The organism is Ruminiclostridium herbifermentans (assembly GCF_005473905.2).
In the GTDB taxonomy this organism is placed as follows: Bacteria; Bacillota; Clostridia; order Acetivibrionales; family DSM-1351; genus Ruminiclostridium; species Ruminiclostridium herbifermentans.
In genome coordinates this window covers 3,098,829-3,123,265 of record NZ_CP061336.1, presented here as the reverse complement: position 1 = coordinate 3,123,265, position 24,437 = coordinate 3,098,829, and the positions used below count along the sequence as shown (strand labels likewise).

At 32.4% G+C, this 24,437-nt stretch carries 21 protein-coding genes and 2 pseudogenes; 16 read left to right on the top strand and 7 right to left on the bottom strand.

What is annotated here, in order from left to right; all coding sequences use genetic code 11:
- Positions 1 to 450 precede the first annotated feature (450 nt).
- The 4 genes from EHE19_RS12730 to EHE19_RS12715 all read left to right on the top strand — a co-directional run bounded on the left by EHE19_RS12730 (position 451) and on the right by EHE19_RS12715 (position 4,073).
- Positions 451 to 693, top strand: a complete 243-nt coding sequence (locus EHE19_RS12730) for an AbrB/MazE/SpoVT family DNA-binding domain-containing protein (protein WP_137697860.1) — start codon at positions 451 to 453, stop codon at positions 691 to 693.
- Between the two features lie 402 nt (positions 694 to 1,095).
- Complete coding sequence (locus EHE19_RS12725; RefSeq protein ID WP_137697861.1) at positions 1,096 to 1,785, top strand: manganese catalase family protein; 690 nt, start codon at positions 1,096 to 1,098, stop codon at positions 1,783 to 1,785.
- 775 nt (positions 1,786 to 2,560) lie between these two features.
- On the top strand, positions 2,561 to 2,797 hold the full coding sequence (locus tag EHE19_RS12720) for a LytTR family DNA-binding domain-containing protein (RefSeq protein WP_244648231.1): 237 nt from the start codon (positions 2,561 to 2,563) through the stop codon (positions 2,795 to 2,797).
- Between the two features lie 4 nt (positions 2,798 to 2,801).
- On the top strand, positions 2,802 to 4,073 hold the full coding sequence (locus EHE19_RS12715) for a sensor histidine kinase (RefSeq protein ID WP_137697863.1): 1,272 nt from the start codon (positions 2,802 to 2,804) through the stop codon (positions 4,071 to 4,073).
- A gap of 511 nt (positions 4,074 to 4,584) precedes the next feature.
- Here EHE19_RS12715 and EHE19_RS12705 read toward each other — a convergent pair.
- Entirely contained in the window at positions 4,585 to 5,001 is a 417-nt protein-coding gene (locus tag EHE19_RS12705; protein ID WP_137697864.1) for a hypothetical protein, read from the bottom strand.
- Positions 5,002 to 5,331: 330 nt separating this feature from the next.
- On the opposite strand from EHE19_RS12705, the gene EHE19_RS12695 reads away from it, so the two are divergent.
- The 4 genes from EHE19_RS12695 (at position 5,332) to sigK (ending at position 8,895) form a co-directional block, all read left to right on the top strand.
- Positions 5,332 to 5,526 (top strand): hypothetical protein, encoded by a 195-nt coding sequence (locus EHE19_RS12695; RefSeq protein WP_137697865.1) that lies wholly within the window; start codon positions 5,332 to 5,334, stop codon positions 5,524 to 5,526.
- Between the two features lie 160 nt (positions 5,527 to 5,686).
- A complete protein-coding gene (locus tag EHE19_RS12690; RefSeq protein ID WP_137697866.1) occupies positions 5,687 to 7,288 on the top strand; it encodes a recombinase family protein in 1,602 nt (533 codons plus the stop codon).
- Positions 7,289 to 7,508: 220 nt separating this feature from the next.
- Positions 7,509 to 7,949 carry a manganese catalase family protein gene (locus EHE19_RS12685; RefSeq protein ID WP_137697867.1) on the top strand — a complete coding sequence of 147 codons (441 nt, stop codon included), beginning with the start codon at positions 7,509 to 7,511 and terminating at the stop codon, positions 7,947 to 7,949.
- 244 nt (positions 7,950 to 8,193) lie between these two features.
- Positions 8,194 to 8,895: an RNA polymerase sporulation sigma factor SigK gene (sigK, locus tag EHE19_RS12680; RefSeq protein WP_137697953.1), complete on the top strand. Its 702-nt coding sequence runs from the start codon at positions 8,194 to 8,196 to the stop codon at positions 8,893 to 8,895.
- Between the two features lie 84 nt (positions 8,896 to 8,979).
- Here sigK and EHE19_RS12675 read toward each other — a convergent pair whose 3' ends face one another.
- Complete coding sequence (locus EHE19_RS12675) at positions 8,980 to 9,324, bottom strand: type II toxin-antitoxin system Phd/YefM family antitoxin (RefSeq protein WP_342343323.1); 345 nt, start codon at positions 9,322 to 9,324, stop codon at positions 8,980 to 8,982.
- An 828-nt stretch (positions 9,325 to 10,152) separates the two neighbouring features.
- Here EHE19_RS12675 and EHE19_RS12670 point away from each other — a divergent pair.
- From EHE19_RS12670 to EHE19_RS20155, 3 genes and pseudogenes are all read left to right on the top strand, one after another.
- The gene (locus EHE19_RS12670; RefSeq protein ID WP_137697868.1) at positions 10,153 to 10,686 is read left to right on the top strand and encodes a hypothetical protein; all 534 of its coding nucleotides are present in this window, start codon (positions 10,153 to 10,155) and stop codon (positions 10,684 to 10,686) included.
- An 86-nt stretch (positions 10,687 to 10,772) separates the two neighbouring features.
- A complete protein-coding gene (locus tag EHE19_RS12665) occupies positions 10,773 to 10,952 on the top strand; it encodes a hypothetical protein (RefSeq protein ID WP_137697869.1) in 180 nt (59 codons plus the stop codon).
- Positions 10,953 to 11,058: 106 nt separating this feature from the next.
- Positions 11,059 to 11,133: pseudogene (locus EHE19_RS20155) on the top strand (helix-turn-helix domain-containing protein); the annotation flags it as partial.
- Between the two features lie 257 nt (positions 11,134 to 11,390).
- Here the strand turns inward: EHE19_RS20155 and EHE19_RS12655 are convergent.
- Positions 11,391 to 12,170: a nitroreductase family protein gene (locus EHE19_RS12655; protein WP_137697870.1), complete on the bottom strand. Its 780-nt coding sequence runs from the start codon at positions 12,168 to 12,170 to the stop codon at positions 11,391 to 11,393.
- A 226-nt stretch (positions 12,171 to 12,396) separates the two neighbouring features.
- Between EHE19_RS12655 and EHE19_RS12650 the strand changes: the two genes are divergently transcribed.
- Positions 12,397 to 12,783 carry an SIR2 family protein gene (locus tag EHE19_RS12650; RefSeq protein WP_137697871.1) on the top strand — a complete coding sequence of 129 codons (387 nt, stop codon included), beginning with the start codon at positions 12,397 to 12,399 and terminating at the stop codon, positions 12,781 to 12,783.
- Between the two features lie 687 nt (positions 12,784 to 13,470).
- Here the strand turns inward: EHE19_RS12650 and EHE19_RS12645 are convergent.
- Positions 13,471 to 13,965 (bottom strand): peptidoglycan-binding protein, encoded by a 495-nt coding sequence (locus tag EHE19_RS12645; RefSeq protein ID WP_244648230.1) that lies wholly within the window; start codon positions 13,963 to 13,965, stop codon positions 13,471 to 13,473.
- A 159-nt stretch (positions 13,966 to 14,124) separates the two neighbouring features.
- Between EHE19_RS12645 and EHE19_RS12640 the strand changes: the two are divergent.
- Positions 14,125 to 14,460: pseudogene (locus EHE19_RS12640) on the top strand (hypothetical protein); the annotation flags it as partial.
- Between the two features lie 57 nt (positions 14,461 to 14,517).
- On the top strand, positions 14,518 to 15,330 hold the full coding sequence (locus tag EHE19_RS12635) for an alpha/beta fold hydrolase (protein ID WP_137697873.1): 813 nt from the start codon (positions 14,518 to 14,520) through the stop codon (positions 15,328 to 15,330).
- A gap of 273 nt (positions 15,331 to 15,603) precedes the next feature.
- Here EHE19_RS12635 and EHE19_RS12630 read toward each other — a convergent pair whose 3' ends face one another.
- Positions 15,604 to 15,969, bottom strand: a complete 366-nt coding sequence (locus EHE19_RS12630; protein WP_137697874.1) for a hypothetical protein — start codon at positions 15,967 to 15,969, stop codon at positions 15,604 to 15,606.
- 177 nt (positions 15,970 to 16,146) lie between these two features.
- Entirely contained in the window at positions 16,147 to 16,341 is a 195-nt protein-coding gene (locus tag EHE19_RS12625; protein WP_137697875.1) for a hypothetical protein, read from the bottom strand.
- 726 nt (positions 16,342 to 17,067) lie between these two features.
- Between EHE19_RS12625 and EHE19_RS12615 the strand changes: the two genes are divergently transcribed.
- Complete coding sequence (locus EHE19_RS12615; protein WP_137697876.1) at positions 17,068 to 18,789, top strand: Na/Pi cotransporter family protein; 1,722 nt, start codon at positions 17,068 to 17,070, stop codon at positions 18,787 to 18,789.
- 765 nt (positions 18,790 to 19,554) lie between these two features.
- On the opposite strand, the gene EHE19_RS12610 is transcribed toward EHE19_RS12615, so the two are convergent.
- A complete protein-coding gene (locus EHE19_RS12610) occupies positions 19,555 to 20,832 on the bottom strand; it encodes a DUF3237 family protein (RefSeq protein ID WP_137697877.1) in 1,278 nt (425 codons plus the stop codon).
- Between the two features lie 688 nt (positions 20,833 to 21,520).
- On the opposite strand from EHE19_RS12610, the gene EHE19_RS12605 reads away from it, so the two are divergent.
- Positions 21,521 to 23,893 (top strand): heavy metal translocating P-type ATPase, encoded by a 2,373-nt coding sequence (locus EHE19_RS12605; protein WP_137697878.1) that lies wholly within the window; start codon positions 21,521 to 21,523, stop codon positions 23,891 to 23,893.
- The last annotated feature ends 544 nt before the right edge of the window (positions 23,894 to 24,437 follow it).

The following is a 24,437-nucleotide window of genomic DNA, read 5'->3' as shown; positions in this document are numbered from 1 at the left end:
GTGGTTACCAAGTAAACCAAGTTATTTTATTTAATTAACTTTTCATTTTATAAGTTTAAACACTTAAATATCAACTGAAAGAGTAAATTGATAATATTAACTATTATAGTAACCTATATACATTTGTACAGAATAGCAAAAGGGGTTCTTACCGACATAGGTGTATCGTTATCGAAAAGATACATCTAATGTATTTCACTGACTTAACAAATATATGAACAAAACCATATGCTTTTTAGCTGGAAATTGATTTGGAGTAATTATTTAATAAATACAGCTGAAATTGGCTATTGATGCATACTTTAGGGCTGTTATTTTGTTGATATCCTTCTAAAAAAAGTGCTATTAATATTTTTTACGACAAAATATACGAAAATTGTTGACATATAGTAGGAGATATAGTAAAATAATGTCTAAGGAAATAAAATAATGAAAGGGAGACACACATTTATGAAATCGACAGGAATAGTAAGAAAAGTAGATGAATTAGGAAGAATAGTATTACCAATTGAGTTAAGAAGAACCTTTAATATTGAGGAAAAGGATGCTTTGGAAATATATGTAGATGAGTCAACAATTATATTGAAGAAGTACGAACCTGCATGCATTTTTTGCAATGATGCATCAAATGTAACCAATTACAAAGGTAAAAATATATGTCAATCATGCATGAATGAGTTGAAGAAGGACTAATAGATATAAATAGAGGATATTATTTTTTGAGAAAAATGATATTGAAACAGAAGTTCTATTTTTATCTGCTTAGTTGGGATTTACAAAAGTTAAGTATGCTAATGATGAATGGAAAGATATAAAAGGAGAAGATAAGCTTAATTAAAAAGCTTATCTTCTCTTTTTATATCTCCAAAATGTAAATACACCTAAAAATCTTAAACTATTAAATCCATACTAGTATTCAATTTACAGTATTGTTTATTTCAATAATTTTCAAGGTATACTTTTATTTTAATAGTAAAGGCTACAAAAGAATGAATGTATGTTATGAAAAATACTTAGTTTACATTTAAAGGAGGTGTTTAGTCCATGTCATTTATATTATGGTGATTAAGCCAAATGACAGGCATGGACATAAATATGTTTAAACATGATAAAGCTTTATTACACGAGGTTAAAGTTGATGGACCTAACATAATGTACGCAAGTATGATGCAGGAACAATTAGGAGGGCCGCATGGAGAATTAAAAGCTGCAATGCAGTATTTGTCTCAGAGTCTTCGCATTAAGGATCCAGAAATCAAGGATTTATTTTTGGATATTGCCTCAGAAGAATTGAGTCATATGGAAATGGTAGCTACTACTGTTAACTTACTAAATGGGCATGTGCTTGATGCAAAAGATGCAACAGTAGGAACTATTCAAGCTCATGTTTCTACTGGACTTACACCAGGTTTAACAAGTGCATCTGGACAATACTGGACAGCTGCATATATTGAAGAAACAGGCGATCTTGCTGCTGATATATTATCAAATATTGCTGCTGAACAGAGAGCAAAAGTAGTTTATCAATATCTATACAGACAGATAACTGATAAAGGTGTTAGAGAAACAATTGATTTTCTGCTCAATCGTGAAGAAGCACATAACACCATGTTCAGAGAAGCTTTTAACAGATTGCAGGATACTGGCTCTTTGAAGGATTGGGGAATAACAAAAGACTCTAAGCTATACTTTAATCTTTCAACCCCAGGAGATCAATTTTTTAATGCAAATAATCCTCAGCCACCTAGCTTTAATTCTCCAAATACTACGGGGACTAAAATGTAAAACTTAAAACTATATTTTAAATAGGGCTTTTAAAATAAGAAATAGTATTATAAGTAAAATTTTAAATAAGTACTCCCGTACAGTATATATTTATGGTTCACTCCCTAAATTGACGATGAAATAATTGAGGTGAAGAGCAAGCATAAGCAATTCCGCCGACTGTATGACCAAGAAATCTTGCTTTTGGTTAATACTCACAGCTGCTTAGTTCAGTTGTGTTGGCTGCAAGACTTGTTCTTCACCTGTTTTTTAGTATCAATTTATAACCAAACTTTGCATTAATATATTCTTGCTCTTCGTACTATTTTTAGTAATAAGCCATCTGTATATAGAAATTGTTATTTTGCAACAGACAATCATTATTGTGTCTCTTGCCACACTTAACGAAGGTTTTAATTGTTGTACAATAAAGGTACCGGTAGAGATGGTATAAGGGATTTGTACCAGTTCCTGTATATCTAATTCAAAGATGTGTTTTTAGGGCACTCCAAAAAACTAAATATATTTTAAAAATGTAAAATAAATAACAAATATAACTAAAATTTTACAATTTATGTTTTGGTTCATAAAAGTAGTGGTATTTATAATGTATTGAATAAAATACATGGTATATTTTTGTTACATGTTATTCAGATATAAAAAAGTTTGTGTTATATGAAAAATTTACCAATTGAAATTCTACATATTAAGGGGGTTATATTTATGAAATCAACAGAAAATATTGATTTCTAATTTGGTTTTTGCCCAAGTAATCGGCAGAAATGTGTTGTATCACTTGCGTTCTGGAAAGGTGATTGAATGTAAAGAGTCTTTTTCCTCTGTCTGCGATAATCTTCTGAAATTTGGGTGCTTTGTTAAAACACATCGCTCCTATATTGTTAATATGCAGTATGTGGATGCCATTGAAAAGCAGCAAATTGTACTGCAGACACTTTCAACTATCCCTGTTGCACAGGGCAAGGTGCGTGAAATTAAGCAGCAATATCTGAAATATCAAATGGAGGGAGTATAAGCAGATGATAGAAACTGTCATAGAATTCTCTCGTTACTATATTGCCCTGCTGTTTGGCACGGCAGTTGCGGTTAGTTTTGCTGGGCTGGTTCGTACATGGAAAAATCATTTAGCTGTCGGTTGCTTTACTGTCATATTATTTATTTTACAAATAATCTTCTTAGCTTCCTTTGGTATGGAAGTAACTCTTAAAATATATCCTCTGATTTCTCACTTGCCGGTTGCTATTTTTATTGCTCTTTACATAAAGCGCTCATGGCTTATTTCATTAACCAGTGTGTTTGTATCATTTCTATGCTGTCAACCTCCACGCTGGATTGGTGCTGTTATAGGAGAAATCTTTGACAGTGCATCTATGGATCATGTTGGATATATTGCCACCGCGTTTCTGATGTACTGGCTTTTGCATAGATATGTTGTGATGTCTGTTAGACATCTCATGGAACGCTCGGTGAAGTCCTGTCTGCTATTTGGTGCTATACCGGCCTTTTACTATCTATTTGACTATGCAACCATTGTTTACACCGATTTTTTATATAGTGGGGCTCGAGTAGCCGTACAGTTCATGCCCTTCGTGACATCTGCATTTTATTTTGTGTTTGTACTAATGTACTATTCAGAAACGCAGAAACAAACAAGAATACAAAGAGAGAGGGATATTTTGGATACCCAGTTTCGGCAGACCCAAACTGAATTTAATTCTCTGAAGCAGATGCAGCAGATTGCCGCATCCTATCGACATGACATGCGCCACCATTTCGCTTTATTACAGGGACTTGCAGCTAAGGGTCAAATAGAGGAGATTAAAAAATATCTACAGACTGCTCAGTCTGACATGGACGCTATTACGCCCGTACGCTATTGTCAAAACGAAACTGTCAATTTGATTTTGTCCAACTTTGCCACTAAAGCAAAACAGTCGAGAGTCCAGTTAGAGATAGATTTGAAGCTTACTGATTCGCTGCCCTTTAGCGACACCGAACTTTGTTCGCTATTGTCAAATGCCTTGGAAAACGCTATACAGGCCTCGGAACATATATTTGACAGCAATAAGCGCATTATACGGTTACGTATGTATTCCAAGAATAACAAGCTTTGTATTGATATCCGCAACAGATATCAGCTTGAGCCAATATTTCAAAATGGTATGCCTGTATCAAAGGAACAGGGGCATGGCTTTGGCACAAAAAGCATGGATTATATTGTGGAAAAGAATGGTGGTGTATACCAGTTTTCAGTTGAGGATGGCTGGTTTATCTTTCAAGCAACCACATAATATAATAACTTAACTTTTCAATTCAATAAATTTATAGATTTGATATTGTCTTCTGCCATATTTTTATTGTGTAAGGCTCTACGCAGCAACACCACATTTGCTTGTTACTTGGAAGGTCAGCTACAATTGCCAGTTCTATCAATTTAGTTGTGTCTTTTTTATAGAGTTGATTCCTGACTCCTGCCATATTTTTATTGTGTAAGGCTCTGCGCAGGAATACCAAATCTGCTTGTTACTTGGATTTCAGCTGCAATTGCCAGTTCTATCAATTTAGTTGTGTCTTTTTTATAGAGTTGATTTCTGACTTCTGCAATATTTTTATTGTGTAAGGCTCTGCGCAGGAATACCAAATCTGCTTGTTACTTGGAGGTAAGCTGCAATTGCCATTTCTATCAATTTAGTTGTGTCTTTTTTATAGAGTTGATTCCTGACTTCTGCAATATTTTTATTGTCTGTGCAGGAATACCAAATCTGCTTGTTACTTGGATTTCAGCTGCAATTGCCAGTTCTATCAATTTAGTTGTGTCTTTTTTATAGAGTTGATTTCTGACTTCTGCAATATTTTTATTGTGTAAGGCTCTACGCAGCAACACCACATTTGCTTGTTACTTGGAAGGTCAGCTACAATTGCCAGTTCTATCAATTTAGTTGTGTCTTTTTTATAGAGTTGATTCCTGACTTCTGCAATATTTTTATTGTCTGTGCAGGAATACCAAATCTGCTTGTTACTTGGAAGGTCAGCTGTAATTTCTATTTCCATCAATTTAGTTGTGTCTTTTTTATAGAGTTGATTCCTGACTTCTGCAATATTTTTATTGTCTGTGCAGGAATACCAAATCTGCTTGTTACTTGGAAGGTCAGCTGTAATTTCTATTTCTATCAATTTAGTTGTGTCTTTTTTATAGAGTTGATTCCTGACTTCTGCCATATTTTTATTGTGTAAGGCTCTGCGCAGGAATACCAAATCTGCTTGTTACTTGGAAGGTCAGCTGCAATTGCCATTTCTATCAATTTAGTTGTGTCTTTTTTATAGAGTTGATTCCTGACTTCTGCCATATTTTTATTGTGTAAGGCTCTGCGCAGCAACACCACATTTGCTTGTTTCTTGGAAGATCAGCTTCAATTTCTAACAATTCAGATGTATCTTTTTCAAGCGGATAAAATTATTATTGGTTTGAATAAGCCTTTGCATATGATTATTCTCTATTATCAAAATATTTTTCTATAGGAGTGCTACTAAATTGGGGCACTTTTTTTTATGGAGAATATTATATATTGGGGTGAAATCGGCATGCTTATAAAAAATGATAAAATTGAGTTAACTCCTGAGGAAAAAGAAATTTTTATAGGTCAGTTTAAATTGAGCATATTATATCAATTGCACAGTGAAAAATTGTTGACATATGAGCAAATTGATCAGATAATTAAAAACCATCAATTGATGCGTCGTTGAAAGCTGCTGAAATTAATGAGCAAGTTAATTTAGATTAATATATTTACATAAGATTTTCTAATAAATTAATTGCATTTAGTAAATAAAGATTTATTACACCTACAATTTTTAGCTTAGAATTTGAGCAAATATAATGGGCATTATTATGAGGTGCTAATCTATGAAAGTTAAAGTTGGTGCATATTGCAGGGTTTCAACAGATAAAGATGACCAAATAAATTCTCTTGAGAGTCAAAAAAAATATTTTAATGATTATATAAAAAGCAAAGGCGAATGGGAATTGGTTGACATATATGCAGACGAAGGCATTAGCGGCACCCAGGTGAAAAACAGAATTGAATTTCAAAGAATGATTGAGGATGCACGAAATAGGAGGCTGGATTTGATTTTAACTAAAGAAATATCTCGATTCGCGAGAAACACATTGGATAGTATAGAATATACTCGTATGCTAAGGAAATTGGGAATTGGTGTGATTTTTATAAATGATAATATAAATACTCTAGATGGTGATGGAGAATTAAGACTTACAATTATGGCAGGTATTGCACAGGATGAAAGCAGAAGAACTTCTGAAAGAGTAAAATGGGGACAAAAAAGAAGGATGGAGCAAGGGGTTGTATTTGGCAGAGAATTATTAGGATACTCGCTCAAAAAAGGTGTTTTAACAGTAAATGAAGAAGAGGCCCAAATTGTAAGAATGATTTTTCATAAATACGCAATTGAGGGGAAGGGTACTCACATTATTGCAAGAGAATTATATGAGGCTGGTATTAAATCTAAAAAGCATAGAAATAAATGGTCAAATGGAGCAATTCTAAAAATTTTAAAAAATGAAAAGTATGTTGGTGATTTATTACAGAAAAAAACAATAACACCTGACTATTTGGATCACAAAAAGAAGTACAATGAAGGTGAGGAGGAATTTGTTTACATAAAAAATCACCATTCACCAATTATTGAAAGAGACCTGTGGGAGAAAACTAAGCTGGAATTGCAAAAAAGAACTAGTTCAGGGGAGCAAAGAAGCAAGTATAGCAATAGATATTGGTGCTCAGGAAAAGTAATTTGCGGTGAATGCGGTAGTAAATTTATTTGTAAAAGTAAAAAGCTAAAAAATGGAGCACGCTACATAGCATGGATATGCCAACAAGCGAAAACACAAGGAAAAAGAAGAGTTGATGAAAATGGAAATACAATCGGATGTAACAATGAAAGTATTAATCATATTATAGTGAGCGATGCAGTTAATTATATCTTACAATTAATCAGCTATGATAAGGAGCAGATATTAGCAGAATTAATGACTGAAATTAAGAAATTAAAGCATGGCCAGAATATCAGAAGCCTTGAGCCATTATTAAGAAAAATTGACACACTAATTGAGAAAAAGCAGGATGTTATCAATTTGCAGATAGAGGGCAGCATATCAAAAGATGATATGATTTTAATGATTAAAAAGTATGACAAGGAAATTGAAAAATTAAAAAATGAAGTTGAGTCTATAGAGAAATATAATTTTAAAAGCAAAGAAGATAATTTGCAATTATATACTGATAGAATAAAGGCAATGTTAAACGGACTAAAGGGCAATGATTTTAACGAGATATATAAAAGAATGGTTGATAAAATCATCGTATTCAAAAACAAAACTTTAGAAATATATTTATCATATATGCCGGCTTCTATAAAAATTCATTATAATACGGTTGGCAGAGGAGAAAATTATAATGCAGTTTATGAACTTATTATTGAAATTTAATGATAAATTGATAGCCTTTAAACATTAAAAATTATTGATTCATAGCGGATTAAAATCACATTGTTTCGGTTTTTGGCTTAATGAATTATTAATCAATGGGGAGGAACGAGTTACAACCTTGTAAATAGATTACAGCCATAAAGAAAAAATTTACTAAACAATAAGGAGACACTGATTACAACTTTAAAATGGAATTTCAATCTTAAAGAACGGGTTCAGAATGTACCTTATCGATAACATAGTAGGTACAGAAGAATTGGGGCACTTGGAAATGGTTTCGACCATAGTTTATCAGCTTACACGCGGACTGACAATTGATGAAATTAAGGCAAGCGGTTTTGATACCTATTTTGTAGACCATACAACAGCATTATATCCTATTGCAGCGTCCGGTATGCCATTTACAGCAACAGTATTTCAATCAAAAGGAGATACAATAACTGATTTAACTGAAGATTTAGCTGCGGAACAAAAAGCCAGAACTACCTACGACAATATTCTCAGATTTGCAGATGACCCAGATGTAAGGGATCCAATCAAGTTCCTGCGTGAAAGAGAGATTGTACATTTCCAGCGTTTTGGTGAAGCACTGAGAGTTGCACAAGAAAAAATGGATTCTAAGAATTACTATGCTTATAATCCACAATTTGACAAGAAATAGGATTAGTAAATTATTTTCAGCAATTATTTTGTCAAAAGACCATTGATAAATCTACCGCATTATTAGATTTATGTGAAGCCTCTGTTATTGATTAAAGTCAGATAAATATTATTTTTTGTGGACAGACAATATTTACTTGCTTCTATCATAAACTAGAAAGGTACACTATTTTTGGAGTATTAATATAATACTCTCTGACATATATCATGCTTCATTATTGTAGGAGGTGCCTTGCTTGGTAGAAATGCTATTTCCAGCAATTGTTAGTGGGCTGCTAAACAACATTTTCCTCATGCTGGGTTACGTTTCAAATGTGAATTCCTTTCCTCAGCCATTAAGTCCTGAGGAGGAAATGTACTACGTTGAGGCATATAAAAATGGCAATGAGGAAGCAAGGAATGTTCTGATTGAGAGAAACTTAAGGCTTGTTGCACACATTGTAAAGAAATATGGCTCTTGTGGCAATGATAGCGATGACCTTATTTCTATAGGCACAATAGGATTAATTAAAGCAATATCAACCTTCAACATGGATAAGGGTACTCGTCTTGCAACTTATGCTGCTAGATGTATTGAAAATGAAATTTTAATGCAGATTAGAGCAACTAAAAAGATTCAAAATGAGGTTTCACTACAAGACCCAATTGGAGTGGATAAGGAAGGCAATGAAATTACGCTTATCGACCTGATTAGCAATGACTCTGAGTCAGTGGTGGATGAGGTCGAACTAAAAATGCAGGTTAAGAAGCTCTATAGCAAAATGAAAGCAACTCTTAAAAACAGAGAAAAGGTTGTACTGGAGTTAAGATACGGTTTGCAAAACGGAACAAGTAAAACTCAGAGAGAAATAGCAAAAATGCTTGGGATATCAAGATCATACGTATCAAGAATCGAAAAGAAGGCAATAAAGAAATTAAGCAAAGAACTGAAACCTGATGGCTACTAATAGGAAACATGATCCCCCTATCAAGCAAACGCAATAAAGTTTTAAGCGTGAAGCACCAATCGAAAAGGATTGGTGCTTTGCTAATTATGGGTTTTGACGTGTTGGGCTGGCTTTTTTACTGAATTTCAAACTGTAATTATCCTCTGGTATATTTTTCCTCAATGCTTTAAAGACATTTTTTCCATCTAGTAAAGGAGTACCATTAGCTATTTCCTGCTCAGCTTGTGCAAGATTTCTATATACATCAACCAGTGCAAGCTGGTGTTCATATGTTTCAATACTCATCACAACTAAATCGCCATATCCATTTTTTGTTATAAATATTGGCTCGTTATGCTTGTGACATAAATCAGATATTTCATTTGTATTTCTAGGTCTGTTATAGTTCGTATTTGTGGCATATTCTTTCACATAATTTTGAATTTGCATTATACCATATTTATAGCTTAATTATGTACAAATATATGCGCGAAAAATAATTATGAATATAAAAATTATTTGTGATGAAGTTTTGATAGTTATTTGAGATTAGAAATATTGATATCCTTATTCTGCTTACAATGACATTTATAATATCTGTTTTTGATTTTTTATATAAAACATAATAGATGGTTAGATTTTAGCTGTTCAAAACGAGGAATACAGATACTTGTAGCTGAGAAATCACACAATTTTGTATATTATTCTACGGATATTTTTTATCGGCACAAATATACAAAATAGGTAAAAAAATTAATAAATCGAAGGGTATTGAGAATGGGGTGTAGAATTAGAGGGGAAAGTGGTAATATAATGGTTAATATATATTAGGAAGTTTGTAGTTTTAATAATATATAAAAACTATAATAAAGTTTTTATGTATGTATATAAGAAATTTTTAATGTCTTCATGAAAGGAGAACTAAGTTAGAAAAATAATAAGTAATAGAGAGCATCTTTTAAGAGGCTACCAGTAAAAAAGGTATTGCGAAACCAAGCCTTTAGGCGTAACCGGAAACAATGCTCTAGAGGGGCTAATATTAAGCCCTCATTTGAATGGGGATAATACTATTGGGATGACAAATAAAAGAATAACATTAAATGTTTGGAGAACTATTTACGAAATGATTAATGACTTTTTTATTGAAATTGCTTTTCATAAAAAATGTTGAAATATTACTGAAAGGACTAGAGAGAACAAAAATTTTGATTAACTCAAAGTGAATTAATTTTTGCAGATAAAAACCTGAAAAGGATTTAAGATTTTGAGGTGGTTTAAATGATAATAGATGTAGAACAAATACATATACCTAAATCTGGTATATATAAAGAAGTTATATATGATATTCAAAGTTCTTGGAATTCACAAATTTGGACGTGGCTTAAATTTAGAAATGATGATTATGAGGAGTGGTGTGGAGAATTCCGAGGTGAATTTAGGAACTTTGCATATTCTGATAAGAATGAAAATATAGTGATTCTTACATCAGACTATATGTATCAAATAAGTAGAATAAATGGTAAGTTAATAGATTATATAGACAGGCCTGAATATATCGATGTGACTGCCTCACCAAATGGAGAATTCATTATATCAGACTACTACGGAGTATATGTAATCAATAATAATATAAGGGATACTAGCGAGATAACACTACCGATCCATTTAGACATGATTAAATTTTGTGGATGGAATAAAAATTCTTTGAGGATTGAAGCAGTTGAGCTTTGTAACTGGGATAATGTAGTGACAATAGACTTAAATATATGTACAAGAGAAATTACAGTTATAAATCAATCAAAGCAAGTGTAAAATGAGTGTGTTATGTAAATTAATCAACTAGGAAAGGCAGGAAGTGACGATTTCAAACTAAAGCAAAAATAGGTGATAAGTTGCTTTTGCTATTAAAGAAAAGTGATCTTCCAAATACTTATGCATCTGTTGCTTTTGAATATGGAATGTTTTTAATAGATGCCAAGGATAAAACATTGTCCTTATCAAAAAACATAGCAGTAACCAAATATGATAATATCGATAAGTCCATATTAATAAGAGATATTAAGAAAAGTAAAAAATAAATTTTTTAGTGTAATGGATTTTTGTAAACTCAAGTATATTATATTGAAAAACCAGATGTACCAGAATTAAAACCCGTATTGTAAAGGAACAAGTAAACTCAGAGAAAAAATTGCTAAAATGCTTGGGATTTCTAGAACATACATATCAAGAATTGAAGAAAACTACTTGATGGAAATATGATAAGATTGCACAATGTTATTGACGATGTAGTAGCAAATGACCCCAATACTGTAGGAGCAAAATAGTGGGAAATACACGAGAATCAAATTATATATAGCATGCCTACAGCTGGCACTGGCAACCCGACATAGTACCTACATAGACTAGATGGCGACCATGCTGGTAGCACAGCAAAAAACCTCCTGGCTTGCATTCACTGCAACAGGAGGTTTTTTGAGGCTTATTTGCTCAACAATAAATCACTTAGTTAATTAAAATTATGGTTTTACATATGTGACCATATCAGAAAAAGAATTACGGACACTAGCACTTGACACACTATCCACTTTATCATCTGACGATGAAGCTTTTCCAACCAGCAACGCCGCTACAAAGGTATGATCATCAGGTGTTCCCAAGAGCTTTTTGTATTCTGCCTGTTTGCTGCTATTGAGCGCAATTGTGGGAGAGGTAAGAATTTTTGAACCATATTCCAGCAATTGTGCTTCTGCAGCCATGTTCTGGCAAGCTAGTCCAGCATCGAATTGAGAGCCTTCCTTACAGGAAATAATAATAACCAGCGGTGCATCAGCTATACCTGCTTTTTTGACTCCTGACTTAGGCATCCCTGTACCTGGAGGTGGATTAGACGGAACTTTGTCTGCTTCACCCTGCGGAGGAGTTCCTTGTGGCTTAGATGCATCTTTTGGTGGAACAGCACCCTTCGGTGGAGCTCCACCTGGCATACCTCCACTCATATCTCCAGATATTTTTTCCAGCACATCCTTGTCTGTAACAACAGAAAAATGCCAGGGCTGTGTATTCATGGCACTTGGTGCATTGATGCCTGCTTTCAAGATTGCTTCAACATCTTCTGATGGAATTTGTTCTTCTGAAAAAGCCTGAGTTGTTTTTACACTAGTAAGTAATTCTGCAGCTGCACTGTATGCTTTTTGGGCTGTTTGCGAGGATACCTGATTTGTAGTAACTGACTGACCGCAGGCGGACAGCATAACAAGAAAAAAGATTGAGCATGTAAGTATTGATAGCTTTTTCATATTTTTCACCTCTGTTTTATTTTTATTTCTGCTATTTATGTATTTGTGAATCTATTTTACTATATTGTGTCACATATTGAAAGTTTTGTTTAATAATTTTCTGTGTCCTAAATTTTAGTATTTTTCTTCATAATTATTTGATATACTTAAGGAATATAATACCATAAAAAATAACATATTTACTTTTTGCCATATCTTATAACTACATAAATATCAGGAGAAGATTATGAGTATTTCCTTTGAAGAATTAATGCAAATAGGTAATAATCAATTTAATTTTGAAAAATTAGTTGAGCAGATGAAATCTCCATTAAACATCATTCCGTTTGTGGGTGCTGGAATGTCTTGCCCAATATATCCTTTATGGGAAACATTTCTTTTAAATATGGCGAAAGAAGTTGACAGATATAATGAGATTAGTGAAATGCTGAAAAAGGGATTATTTGAGGAAGCAGCCGGGGAACTGATTAATGATATGGGAAAGCGTGATTTTGATGATTTTATGGAGATGTCATTTGATAAGAAAAAGCTACAAAACGCTGCTCTCGATGGTGCTGTTTCATTATTGCCACGTTTAGCCTGTGGGCCAGTAATTACTACTAATTTTGACTGAAGGTTACATTTAAAGCAAAAGCACCAGGCCAAGCAAAAATTGATATTACAAATGGGCGAATTGCAGACAATTCAACACTTGAAGAAGATGTTAAAGAAGAAAATTGCGGTCAAAAGTTAATTCTGATAGAACCTATAATAAGCGATGTTAATCGTTCAGGAGAATATACACTTTTAGACCTTGCAATTGATGCTTGGTACTATGGATATGCTGCATCAGACACAGATACATCAAAGTATGACGCTGATCAAGATGGAAATGGAATAATTGATGATGTCGACTTGTCTATGATAGTTAGTGAAATACTTAGCAACACAAATTATCCTCTAAATAAATAGAGAATGATAAAGTAAAAAACAAATAATTGAAGGAATAATATTCCTATAAAGCAAATGTAATAAAGTTTTATATATAAGCACCAATTATAATGATTGGTGCTTTATATATATTTCATTTGTTATTGCAATAATTTTTGACTCTTACAATTGAATTTGTCGGAATATCATTTTTTCTATTTGCTACAGTTTCAATAATATCAATAATTTATTTAGATTCAAATAAAACAAAAAGTATTTTTCTAAAGGTATAGCGAAGCTGAAAACTTAGAAAAATACATTTCACTTTTATAGGGAATACAGCTTTATAGACTTAAATTTGTTATATAACTTTTAAAATGCTACAAATTAATTATAATCCAAGAGCCTTAAGGGTTTTAGAACCAATAACTCCATCGACCACTAATCCCTTTTCTTTTTGAAATGCTTTTATAGCAGCTTTTGTTTTATTTCCTATCACTCCATCAGCTTTACCGCAATCATATCCTAATTTATTCAACTTTTCCTGAATTTGAATGATTTTTGACTTTGTGAGGGATATAGATTTTTCAGCATTTGTAGATGTAGACTTTTTAGTATCTTTAGTTGTGACTGAATATGGACATTCACCATTTGTATGTAAATGAGGGCCATAACCATGATGGTAATGATATGAACCCAAACCAGACTTATTATTGTTATCTCTGTGGCCTCCAGAGGAATCAGTTCTGCCAGAATGTGCATTTGAAGCTAATGGTAAAAATAATACTAGTAAAGCCAATAGAATAGCTACTGCTTGTTTAAATTCTGTTATCAACCTTTTTTTCACTACTAATGAACTATCATTTTGAATTCTTTTATTCATCATTTCAACTCTCCTTTTGACTTTTATTTTTAATTATATCATAAAAAAACGGAAATATATAACATAATATGAGTTTGTTTCTATATATCTGTAATATGTTGCAATTTTTGTTATAATAAAAAATCAAGATTGACAGGTAAATGCATATGAACCTATCAAGGTCATTCTAATGTAGTAACCAGTGCGGTGTACAGCCCTGACTGCAAAAGGATACTCACTTATTCTTGGGATTGCAGAATAAAGGAATGGGATGCGTCGACTGGTGAATGTATAAATACCATAGATAATATTCCAGGGATATTGATTTCTGGTTATTCATTCAGAAGTTTGCATAATGATAGCGATATATCATTAGACGGCATGAAGATATTGAAACAATATGGTGCAAAAGATATAAGCATGACTCCTTCTGACTGTTTCCACAAGATATGGAAAATACATTCAAAGGCACAAAAGAAGTATGTCAAGAACCCTTTTCTATCTACTAATCATTCATAATTATACGTCTAAAAGAATAAATATTATAGGTGAAAAATTTAATTAGTGGAGGTATCTGTGGGATACTATGTTACTGTTGAAGCAAATGTGAATATCTATGTTGAGGATCTTAACCCAGGGGGAAATAGGACAATAATATTTCTGCATGGCTGGCCTGGGAGCAGCAATTTGTTTGAATATCAGTTTAACCAGCTTCCAAAGCAGGGTTACAGATGCATAGGAATAGACACAAGAGGATTCGGAAATTCAGATAGACCTTGGAATGGATATGATTATAACCGATTGGCAGACGATGTTCGATATGTGATTGATGCACTCAAATTAAAACATTTCACACTTGGTGGACATTCAACTGGAGGAGCTATTGCAATAAGATATATGGCTAGGCACAGCGGATATGGGGTATCAAAACTAGCTCTTTTTGCTGCGGCAGCTCCTAGTCTTATAAAACGTCCTAATTTTCCTTATGGTATAGACAAAGAAATAGTTTTAAAAATTATTCAGGGAACATATAATGATCGACCAAAAATGCTTCAGGATTTCGGCGATATATTTTTCTACCAGCGTATAAGCGAAGCATTATCAGATTGGTTCTTTCAAATAGGATTACAGGCAGCTGGGTGGTCAACAGCAGCTATTGCAAATACTTGGATAAATGAAGTATTATTCTCTGATTTAAATGCAATAAATGTTCCGACATTAATCATTCATGGCATTCATGACAAAGTCGTTCCATTTACACTAGGTGAAATACAAAACCAAACAATTAAAAACTCAAAGCTTATACCATTTAAATACAGCGGTCATGCCACTTTCTATGATGAACGCGATAAATTCAACGATGAATTGGTTAAATTTATAGAAGAATAAGGTTTTGCAATGTAAAGAGCTATAATAAAAAAGTTGAAAATTATTAATATAAAAATACCGAATTATTTGAACTTGAACTGACCTCCATATGTTAGACCTAAAAATTCTAATATTGTATAGGAGGTCGGTTTTTTTGAGTACAATTAAAAGAATGTTTTGTTGATTTCTAGTATTTGGCGAGGAAATTTTGACTGAATTATAAGCTATTTGTAGTGATATAATTACACTAAGGTATTCCGGTCTCGTAATAGTGTTGGCGAATTTGAAAACTTATTAAAAATATTCAATGACATTTTCACCATCTGAATCGTAAATATCAATTCCAGTGCATTCTAATGTCTTATAAGGCTTGATGTTACTTGGTTTAGTAGTATTATGCCGCGATATGTTTACAATGCTTCCAGCATTTAATTTACTGATTAACTCAATGGCTCGCTCATTTGTGTCAGAATAATTAACGCAAATAATATCTCCCTTTACAAGCGAATATTCACCTTCTGTTGATTTGCTGCCATCTAAAACTTCAACAATAATGGAATGCTCTGATTTAATTTCCGCAACCCTTACTTTATTAATAAGTAAATGCGCATTTCCTATATTTGTACCATTGTTTCCACTATTTTCATTTGGTTTTAGCACAGCTAAAATCACCCCCACCGAAATTAATAACAAAAAGAGAATAAATAATATAATTTTTTTGTTGTAAAATAACTTTTTACTGAGAATCATAATTACCTCCAAGTAATCAGAATGATATTATGGAGGATGTTCCAACAGAAAGAAGAGTGGAGACATCCTCGCTAAATGTTTGATTATTTATTTAAATGTCAATACTGTACTGTAAGTATCTTTGAAATATTGTGTATCACTTATACAAATATATCTTAATGTGCTATACCATCCATCTGCTATGTATATGTATTGATATAATTTATTGTTACTGTCTTTTGCTGAGCGATAACCAACAACTGAGACTGCATGTCCAACTCGTGTTCCGTCTGTGTATTCCACACCAGCTCCGAAAATCGAAGATTTACCAGCATCAACTGCATTCTTAAAAGTGGTATATGTTGGAGATGAACTATCAGAATAGGTACTGTAGAGACTTTAATAGCTATTGCAATAGTTTTATTTATATTTTATATAAAAGTAATTAAATGTCAATGATTGTATAGTTTTATATAATATTTTTTAAAGAAATCATTGAAAAAATTAAACACTCATAGACTAATCTAATTTAATAAGATGAATAGTATCTGTGAATTTATAGAAATCTATTTTTGTCATAAAAATTAACATAAATTTAGTGTACAAATTTAGGCTATTATGGTATAAATAATTACGGTTTCCCTCTCCAATAAAAAGTTAGAAGAGGGGAGTTATGTGCTTTAAGACATAATAGGGAATTATTGACAAAATCTTAGCTTGGTGTTCTTGTTTTTTGCCTAAAAACTGTAATGCTTGATTTAATTAAGTCTTTTCTGCAAATGAATTTTAATTCTTCTACTGCTGTAAGTCAAACGATATGGGCATAATAAGAATAATAACAAAGATGACTTTGCTGCAAGGCAATAACTTTACTGTCGACTCATATAAAATGGCCTTTGTTTATAAAATTAGGTTACAGGATACAATAGAGGGTAATAAAGCGTATTCTTATACACATAACAAGACACGCAAAGAAAAGCTTTTTGCAATATAATTTGAATGAGAAATTGATAATACGGGAGATTAAAAATGGAAATTTTGATGAATTTACTACTTATGTTAGGCGGAGTCGCTGTATTTATGTTTGGTATGAAGCAGATGAGCTCTGGTTTGGAACGAAGTGCAGGTTCAGGAATACGAAACCTTTTTAAAAAAATCAATAAAAACAGTATCTTTAATTATGGAATTGGAGTCGGAGCTACTGCACTGGTACAATCTTCTTCAGCTTCTTCCATTATGACAGTGGGACTTGCTCATGCCAATATTGTAACAGTTAAGCAAGGTTCAGGCTTTATCTTAGGAGCTAAAGTTGGTACCACGCTTACAGCATTTATATTTGCTCTTTCTGGAATAAGCAAAGGCGGCTTTAGCATTAGTTCTGTTTTTGCAGCGGTTGCGTTTGTTGGTGTCATCATCGTTTTTTCAACTAATAACGAAACTCTTAATAAAATTGCGCCATTTTTAATAGGATTTGGAATGTTGTTTATAGGTATGGAAGTAATGGGAACTGCAATTGGTGGGGCAGATTCAACACTGAGCATACAACTTTCTAAAGTGTTCAAATATGAAATTATGCAAAATCCTATCTTGCTGGTGATATTAGGAATTCTCTTTACAGGAATTATTCAGTCATCTACAGCAGCAACGGGTGTTTTTATAGCTTTTTTGGCTACAGGAGTTATCAATAATATAGATCAATCGTTTTTCTTAGTGATGGGAGCAAATATAGGAACCTGTAGCGATGGCATTATGGCATCTTTATCCACGAATGCTAACGGAAAGCGTATCGCATTATTCCATCTGCTTACTAGTGTAATTGGAGCAGTGAGTTTTTCTATTATTCTAGTTCTTTTTAGAACACCCATTATCAATATATTTGAAAGTTTATTCCCGCAAAACCCTCAGTTTAGCCTTGCAACATTTAACCTAATTTATAATACGATTTACACCTTGGTGTTACTGATATTTATAGACCCGTTAGTCAATTTAGTTACAAGGTTAGTTAAAGATAAGCAACAGAAGTTGGAAGAAGTATCGTATATTGATGAGCATTTCTTGCAAACTCCAGTGGTAGCTATTGAACAAGCATTAAAGGAAATGCATGATATGGCTATTCTCGCAAAGGAGAATATTGATCGTGCTTATGCATCATTAGTAAATGAAGATATGAGTCAAAGTAAATTAATTTCCGATGTTGAATATCGTATTGATTTCTTAACCAATAAGCTCACAAACTTTTTCATCAAAATTTCATTAGTGAATAAATTTGCTGAAGATGAAAAACTAATCGGAGGATTGCATCATGTAACAAATGATATTGAGAGGTTGGGTGATTATGCGGTACTTATGGTTAAAGAAACTAATTATATGAAAGAAAATAATGTAAAGTTTTTAGATCAGACCAAAGAAGAACTTGACCTAATCTACAGGAATATATGCGAAATGTTTAACTTAGGATTTGATGCGTTTTCAAAGCGTAGAACGGAGAATTTTAGGAAGATTTCAAATCTTCACAAGGAAATTAAAAAGCAGATAGCTTCTACCCGTGACGAACATGTGGTACGCCTAAGTTCTGGCATGTACCCAGTTGAGGTATCAAAAAGCATTTATTCCGTTTTGTTTTCATTGCAAAGGATATCGGACCATATTGTTAACATAGCTTACTCCATTCGATCCACCACAGGAAGTAAAACAGAAGCATTGCAAGCCATTGAAAATGAAAGAAAAAAAAAGGAGAATGCATATCGCTAGCATTTTATAGCGTCCAATATGAAGAGTAAAAAAATCTCAAAATTCATGTTTGGAATGCTCTATAAATGTTTTGTGAAATCTTGCTCAGCAAAATTTGCATATAGGAATGGGAATACCATAAATAATTGTGTAAAGCAGTCTAGATAATTTTGTTGGTTGTGTTGGTTGTCTAGGTATCAAATAACCACTTGAATCTAAGCTGTTTAGTTAACCTTGTTGGTTGTGCTAGGTAATTGGAGTTTTGCACTATTAATAGTATCAATTAGATATAAGATAATCACCTATGACATGAAAAGAACCACATTTCCATATTTTCTACAGAGATGTGGTTCTTAAATATAAATTACTCAGATTTCACAAATAAAAATCTATTGGTGTGGTAGAATTATCAATGGTTTGTTGCCAAAATAATTGCTTGAATTAGTAATGATTCACCTCAGTTTTTTTGCTGTCGCACACATTCACCATCCATGGTTCATAGTGTGCTAAAACCGACATCGTATCGGTTTTTCAGCAAAAGTACTTAGTGCTTGCTGAATTATTATAAACATAAACGAATAATGCTTATGTTAATTTCAAAAATACTAAATTATATTCATTCAGCAAGCTTTTCTCATACAACTAATTCATGCAATTATTTCTAACGCAACTTTCCATTGATAATGCTACCACACCTGATATTATTATAATTTAAGCTGTATATTCAAATATGAAGTTTGAGACAATTATAGTATAAAGTCATATTACATCTAAAAAAGCATATTATTACTTCACACTTTCATAGAATGTAATTGAAACACCATTACCACCCATACCTGGATCGGAACTTAAATATAACTTTTGATTTAAGTATGAATATTTACTATCTGCTCTAACCTCGAATGTAGGAACAAGAGAACCAAATTGTCCGCCATTTCTAACAATAATTATTTCACCGTCATTAGTTTCCCAAAGATATCTAGCATCAATTGTCATTGGATTGGATAGGTTCTGATAATCAGCACCAGCTGCAATTATTTTAGCTGTTAAATTTCCAGTTACAGTGCCGCCAGTTATTGGAATAACATTTCTGTTTCTGCCATTCTTAGTTGCTCCAACTGATTGACTTCCTCCTAAGGCAACCTGCTCTGTTATAAACACATTGCCTCTTCTTTCATTCGATGCTAATCTATAGTTCCATGGCTGATATGGCACATCAGTAGGTTTAGTTATTTTTACTGCATTTGCTGTGTCTAGAGAAATATTTGACACGTCATAAACACTTATTTTAATTGTATTAGTTGCTGTGTCTACAGTACGTCTTCCAACAAATTTGCCAGAGTTGAGCCAGTTTGATGAACTTGAGTTTGGAGCTTCAAAGTCATATACAATTCTCACATCATTTTGATTTATACCTGTTCCAGCACTTCTAAGATGTATGTAGCTTCCGTCATTTGCTCTAATCATTAACAATTGTTCGATTTCTATTACACCATTTGAAAGTTCTAACTGGAAGTCAAGACCTCCAGACATTACAGTACCGTTAAATTTTGAAGAGTTTATTGAACTATTTTGAATAACAAAAGCTTTTCTCTGTCCATATTGGGTTTTTCCTAAATTATAACTTTTATCAAGCTTCAGTGTAGCTTCAAAAACAAGTGTTCCTTTTTCTGGCTTTGGTATTCCAGAGGACATTCCACATGTCCATGATTCGTGTGGAATCAAAGTCTTGTCACTGTTATTATTATTTTGGCTAGCAGGAAACTCTGAAATAATTCCTAAAAGGTATTTTTTCATTTCAGCAAAATCAAGTGCATCAGCCGAACCGTCACCATTAACATCCGCAGCTTCTAAATTTGGCAAAGTATCTGTCTTTCCTAAGAGATAAGACTTTATTAGTGCTAAATCCACTGCATCAACTACATTATCCATATTGACATCTCCATAAATTGTACCTCCCACCGACTGCGTAGCAGCAGATGCTCCCATAATCATGAACGAAAAAAACAAAAGACCAATCAATATTGCTAAAAAAGAAACTTTTCTAAATGAGAAATTATACATATAAAGCCCTCCTTAAAATAAATAGGTTTTCACTATAGTTAATTTTCCCCCCAAAATTGCCATAGTTTCAACGTTAAAGAGCACAATAACATTATATACTGTATAAAAATAGAATTAAAGATTAGAATTTTAATATTTATTGATATTTAGGAATTAATAGGAAAAAAACCAAAAATAATATTGACTCTCTTAAAAATAACTAATATAATAAACATATGAACAAATACTCATATATTCACGTGATTATAATCGATGTTAGTATAAAAGTTTTAAAGTTAAATACATAGAAGTACTTAGGGTTAGTGCATATGCTATATAGAAAAATTATTTAACAGAAGTGCATAATGGTTTTCTTTATACTCCTAGGATTGAGGGCCTGTATATATGAAAATGATATTAAACAGCATGTTTACAGCATATTTAAAGTTAATTTTGACTAAAAAAGTTACGGTTTAAGTATTTATGACGATAAATATATTTAGACGCTATTTATTTACAAAGATGCTACATCGTTTTTTACGGCTAATTAAGCTTGTAAGTTATTTTGAATGCAGGTTGGAGTTTTTATTTGTCTTATGCCTTCTATGTTAACTTCTGCTGATGATGTAAAACTAGACCAGTATCATAGGATTTTTAGAAGATAAGTATTTGGCTTTAAGATATATTAATTTCAAAAAAGGGGATTAAAATGGTTAAAAAAGAGATTATATTAGAAGGATTAAATTGTGCTCAATGTGCTAATAAAATAGAACAGAAAGTATCGCGAATTTCTAATGTAAATTCTGCTTCTGTAAATTTTATTTCAAAGACATTAACAATAGAAACTGGACACATAGAAAAAATTGATGAAATACTAAAGCAGGCAAATGAAATTATATTAAGATTAGAGCCAAATGTTATCATAAAAGAAAAGGATACAGAAAAAATGTCACAAAAGGTTTTTAAGGTAATTGGCTTAGATTGTGCTAATTGTGCATCAAAAATTGAAAAAGAGATTAATAAAATTGATGGCATCAAGAACGCAACCATGAATTTTGCTACTAATAAATTAATTATAGAATTTAGTGAAAAGAATAGAATGAAGGAAGTGACAGAAGCTGCTATAAAAGCAGCAAAGAGATTGGAAGATGGGATAGAAATAATAGATGAGGATATGATTACAGAACGTGGAAATGGAAAAAATCAGGTTGAGAGGGATAATCATATAGAATTTAATAATAATATAAAGAAATTAGTTTGCTTCGGAATAAGTGTTGTTTTATTTAGTATTGCATTATTATTAAAAGTACCCTTTTGGATTGAATTTGCACTGTTTTTTATTGCATATCTATTTGTGGGCTTAGATGTCTTGATAAAAGCCATAAAAAATATAATAAGAGGGCAAGTATTTGATGAAAACTTTTTGATGGCAGTAGCTACCATAGGAGCATTTTCTATTAAAGAGTTTCCAGAAGGTGTAGCAGTTATGCTCTTTTATCAAGTTGGAGAATTTTTTCAGGATTATGCTGTAAACCGCTCAAGAAAATCAATTACAGCATTAATGGATATAAGACCGGATTTTGCTAATATAAAAGTTGGCAGTGAAATAAAAAGAGTAACTCCCGAAGAGGTTAAGGTTGGAAACATTATAATAATTAAGCCAGGGGAAAAAATTCCTCTTGATGGAAAAGTTATTGAAGGAAAATCAAGAGTTGATACATCAGCTTTAACAGGAGAATCAGTTCCGAGGGAACTTGCAGCAGGAGATGAGGCTTTAGCTGGCTTTATAAATAACAGTGGTGTTTTAACTATTGAAGTTACAAAAGAATTTGGTGAAACCACAGTGTCTAAAATTCTTGATCTAGTTCAGAATGCTAGCAGCAAAAAGGCTCCAACTGAGAATTTTATTACTAAATTTGCAAAGTATTATACACCAATAGTAGTTTTATCTGCTGTAGTAATAGCTTTATTACCACCTCTGATTATTCAGGATGCTACTTTTGGAGAGTGGATTTATAGAGCATTAGTATTTCTAGTTGTATCATGTCCTTGTGCACTGGTTGTATCAATACCATTAAGCTTTTTTGGAGGTATAGGCGGAGCCTCAAGAAACGGTATACTTGTTAAGGGCAGCAATTATCTTGAAGCACTTAATAATGTTGATACAGTTGTATTTGATAAGACCGGAACTTTAACAAAAGGAACCTTTAATGTTACTGAGATTAATGCCGAGGGTAAAATTAGTAAAGAAGAACTTTTAGAACTTGCTGCTTTATCAGAATCATACTCTAACCATCCAATTGCATTGTCAATAATAAGAGCCTATGGGAAAGAGTTAAATAAGGATGCTATAAAAGATTATAATGAAATATCAGGATATGGAATTAATGCAGTTATTGAAAATAAGAAGGTTTCTGTTGGCAACATCAGATTAATGAAAAAAGAAAATATTGATGTGGCTGATAGACCTGTAATAGGTTCAGTTGTATATATTTCAGTAGATGGAGAATATGCAGGACATATAGTGATTTCTGATGAAATCAAAGATGATGCAAAAAATGCTGTTACTTCTCTTAAAGAAATAGGAATTAAAAATATAACAATGCTAACTGGAGATAATGACTCTGTTGGAAAAGCTATTGCAAACAAATTAGGAATAGAAAAGGTATATACTGAATTATTGCCAGACCAAAAGGTTGAAAAATTGGAGAAAATAATTGAACATAAGACTACAAAAGACAAGGTAGTTTTTGTTGGAGATGGTATAAATGATGCACCAGTATTGGCAAGAGCCGATGTAGGAGTTGCTATGGTAGGATTAGGCTCCGATGCTGCAATAGAGGCTGCAGATGTGGTGTTAATGACAGATGAACCCTCAAAGATTATTACAGCCATAAAGATAGCCAAAAGAACTAGAAATATAGTATGGCAGAACATATCATTTGCATTGGGTGTTAAGATTTTGGTACTGATACTTGGAACTTTTGGAATTGCTACTATGTGGGAGGCTGTATTTGCTGACGTTGGAGTTGCCTTAATAGCAATAATAAATGCAATGAGAGCAATGAAAATGCAAAAGTAACTTGAAAGTATATCTTGTACTAACATGGTGTGCTTTTGAGTTTGGTATGAGATGTATTATCTCATTGTACTAATTTATTTTAAACTGAGTTTGCAGATAACTGCTTTTTGCTTATACTAGTACGCGAGAACAACTTAGATAAATGGGGTACTTGATTTAAGATATTTGTTTGAATTTGTTGGTGAAGAATAGTTAAATTATACCGTGAAACATACACGATGTAGTTTTTAGAGAAACAACGAATCATGGATGCTGAGTGTGGTAAGGCGGTATAATTAACTATTATGAACCAATACAAATTCAGCAAATATCTTGTGAGTAGCCCATTTAGATAAGTTTGTACGGGAGTACCAGTAAGCCAGTACTATTATTTTAAACCTGAACTCAAAAGCGCATCATTTAAATAAATAAGATATTTGTAATATTATCTTTTGTTAAAATAATATTTTAGACAGAAATGTATATTTAAGTTGATTTTGAGGAAATGTATTTTTCATGTATGATTGTATTATAAAATTTAGTATGATATAGTTGAACTATGAAT

Bases quoted from the DNA above. Each gene is read 5' to 3' on its own strand.
- EHE19_RS12730 (WP_137697860.1), top strand. From the start codon at position 451: ATGAAATCGACAGGAATAGTAAGAAAAGTAGATGAATTAGGAAGAATA.
- EHE19_RS12725 (WP_137697861.1), top strand. From the start codon at position 1,096: ATGTTTAAACATGATAAAGCTTTATTACACGAGGTTAAAGTTGATGGA.
- EHE19_RS12715 (WP_137697863.1), top strand. From the start codon at position 2,802: ATGATAGAAACTGTCATAGAATTCTCTCGTTACTATATTGCCCTGCTG.
- EHE19_RS12705 (WP_137697864.1), bottom strand. From the start codon at position 5,001: ATGGCAGAAGTCAGGAATCAACTCTATAAAAAAGACACAACTAAATTG.
- EHE19_RS12695 (WP_137697865.1), top strand. From the start codon at position 5,332: ATGGAGAATATTATATATTGGGGTGAAATCGGCATGCTTATAAAAAAT.
- EHE19_RS12690 (WP_137697866.1), top strand. From the start codon at position 5,687: ATGAAAGTTAAAGTTGGTGCATATTGCAGGGTTTCAACAGATAAAGAT.
- EHE19_RS12685 (WP_137697867.1), top strand. From the start codon at position 7,509: ATGTACCTTATCGATAACATAGTAGGTACAGAAGAATTGGGGCACTTG.
- sigK (WP_137697953.1), top strand. From the start codon at position 8,194: ATGCTATTTCCAGCAATTGTTAGTGGGCTGCTAAACAACATTTTCCTC.
- EHE19_RS12675 (WP_342343323.1), bottom strand. From the start codon at position 9,324: ATGCAAATTCAAAATTATGTGAAAGAATATGCCACAAATACGAACTAT.
- EHE19_RS12670 (WP_137697868.1), top strand. From the start codon at position 10,153: ATGATAATAGATGTAGAACAAATACATATACCTAAATCTGGTATATAT.
- EHE19_RS12655 (WP_137697870.1), bottom strand. From the start codon at position 12,170: ATGAAAAAGCTATCAATACTTACATGCTCAATCTTTTTTCTTGTTATG.
- EHE19_RS12650 (WP_137697871.1), top strand. From the start codon at position 12,397: ATGAGTATTTCCTTTGAAGAATTAATGCAAATAGGTAATAATCAATTT.
- EHE19_RS12645 (WP_244648230.1), bottom strand. From the start codon at position 13,965: ATGATGAATAAAAGAATTCAAAATGATAGTTCATTAGTAGTGAAAAAA.
- EHE19_RS12615 (WP_137697876.1), top strand. From the start codon at position 17,068: ATGGAAATTTTGATGAATTTACTACTTATGTTAGGCGGAGTCGCTGTA.
- EHE19_RS12610 (WP_137697877.1), bottom strand. From the start codon at position 20,832: ATGTATAATTTCTCATTTAGAAAAGTTTCTTTTTTAGCAATATTGATT.
- EHE19_RS12605 (WP_137697878.1), top strand. From the start codon at position 21,521: ATGGTTAAAAAAGAGATTATATTAGAAGGATTAAATTGTGCTCAATGT.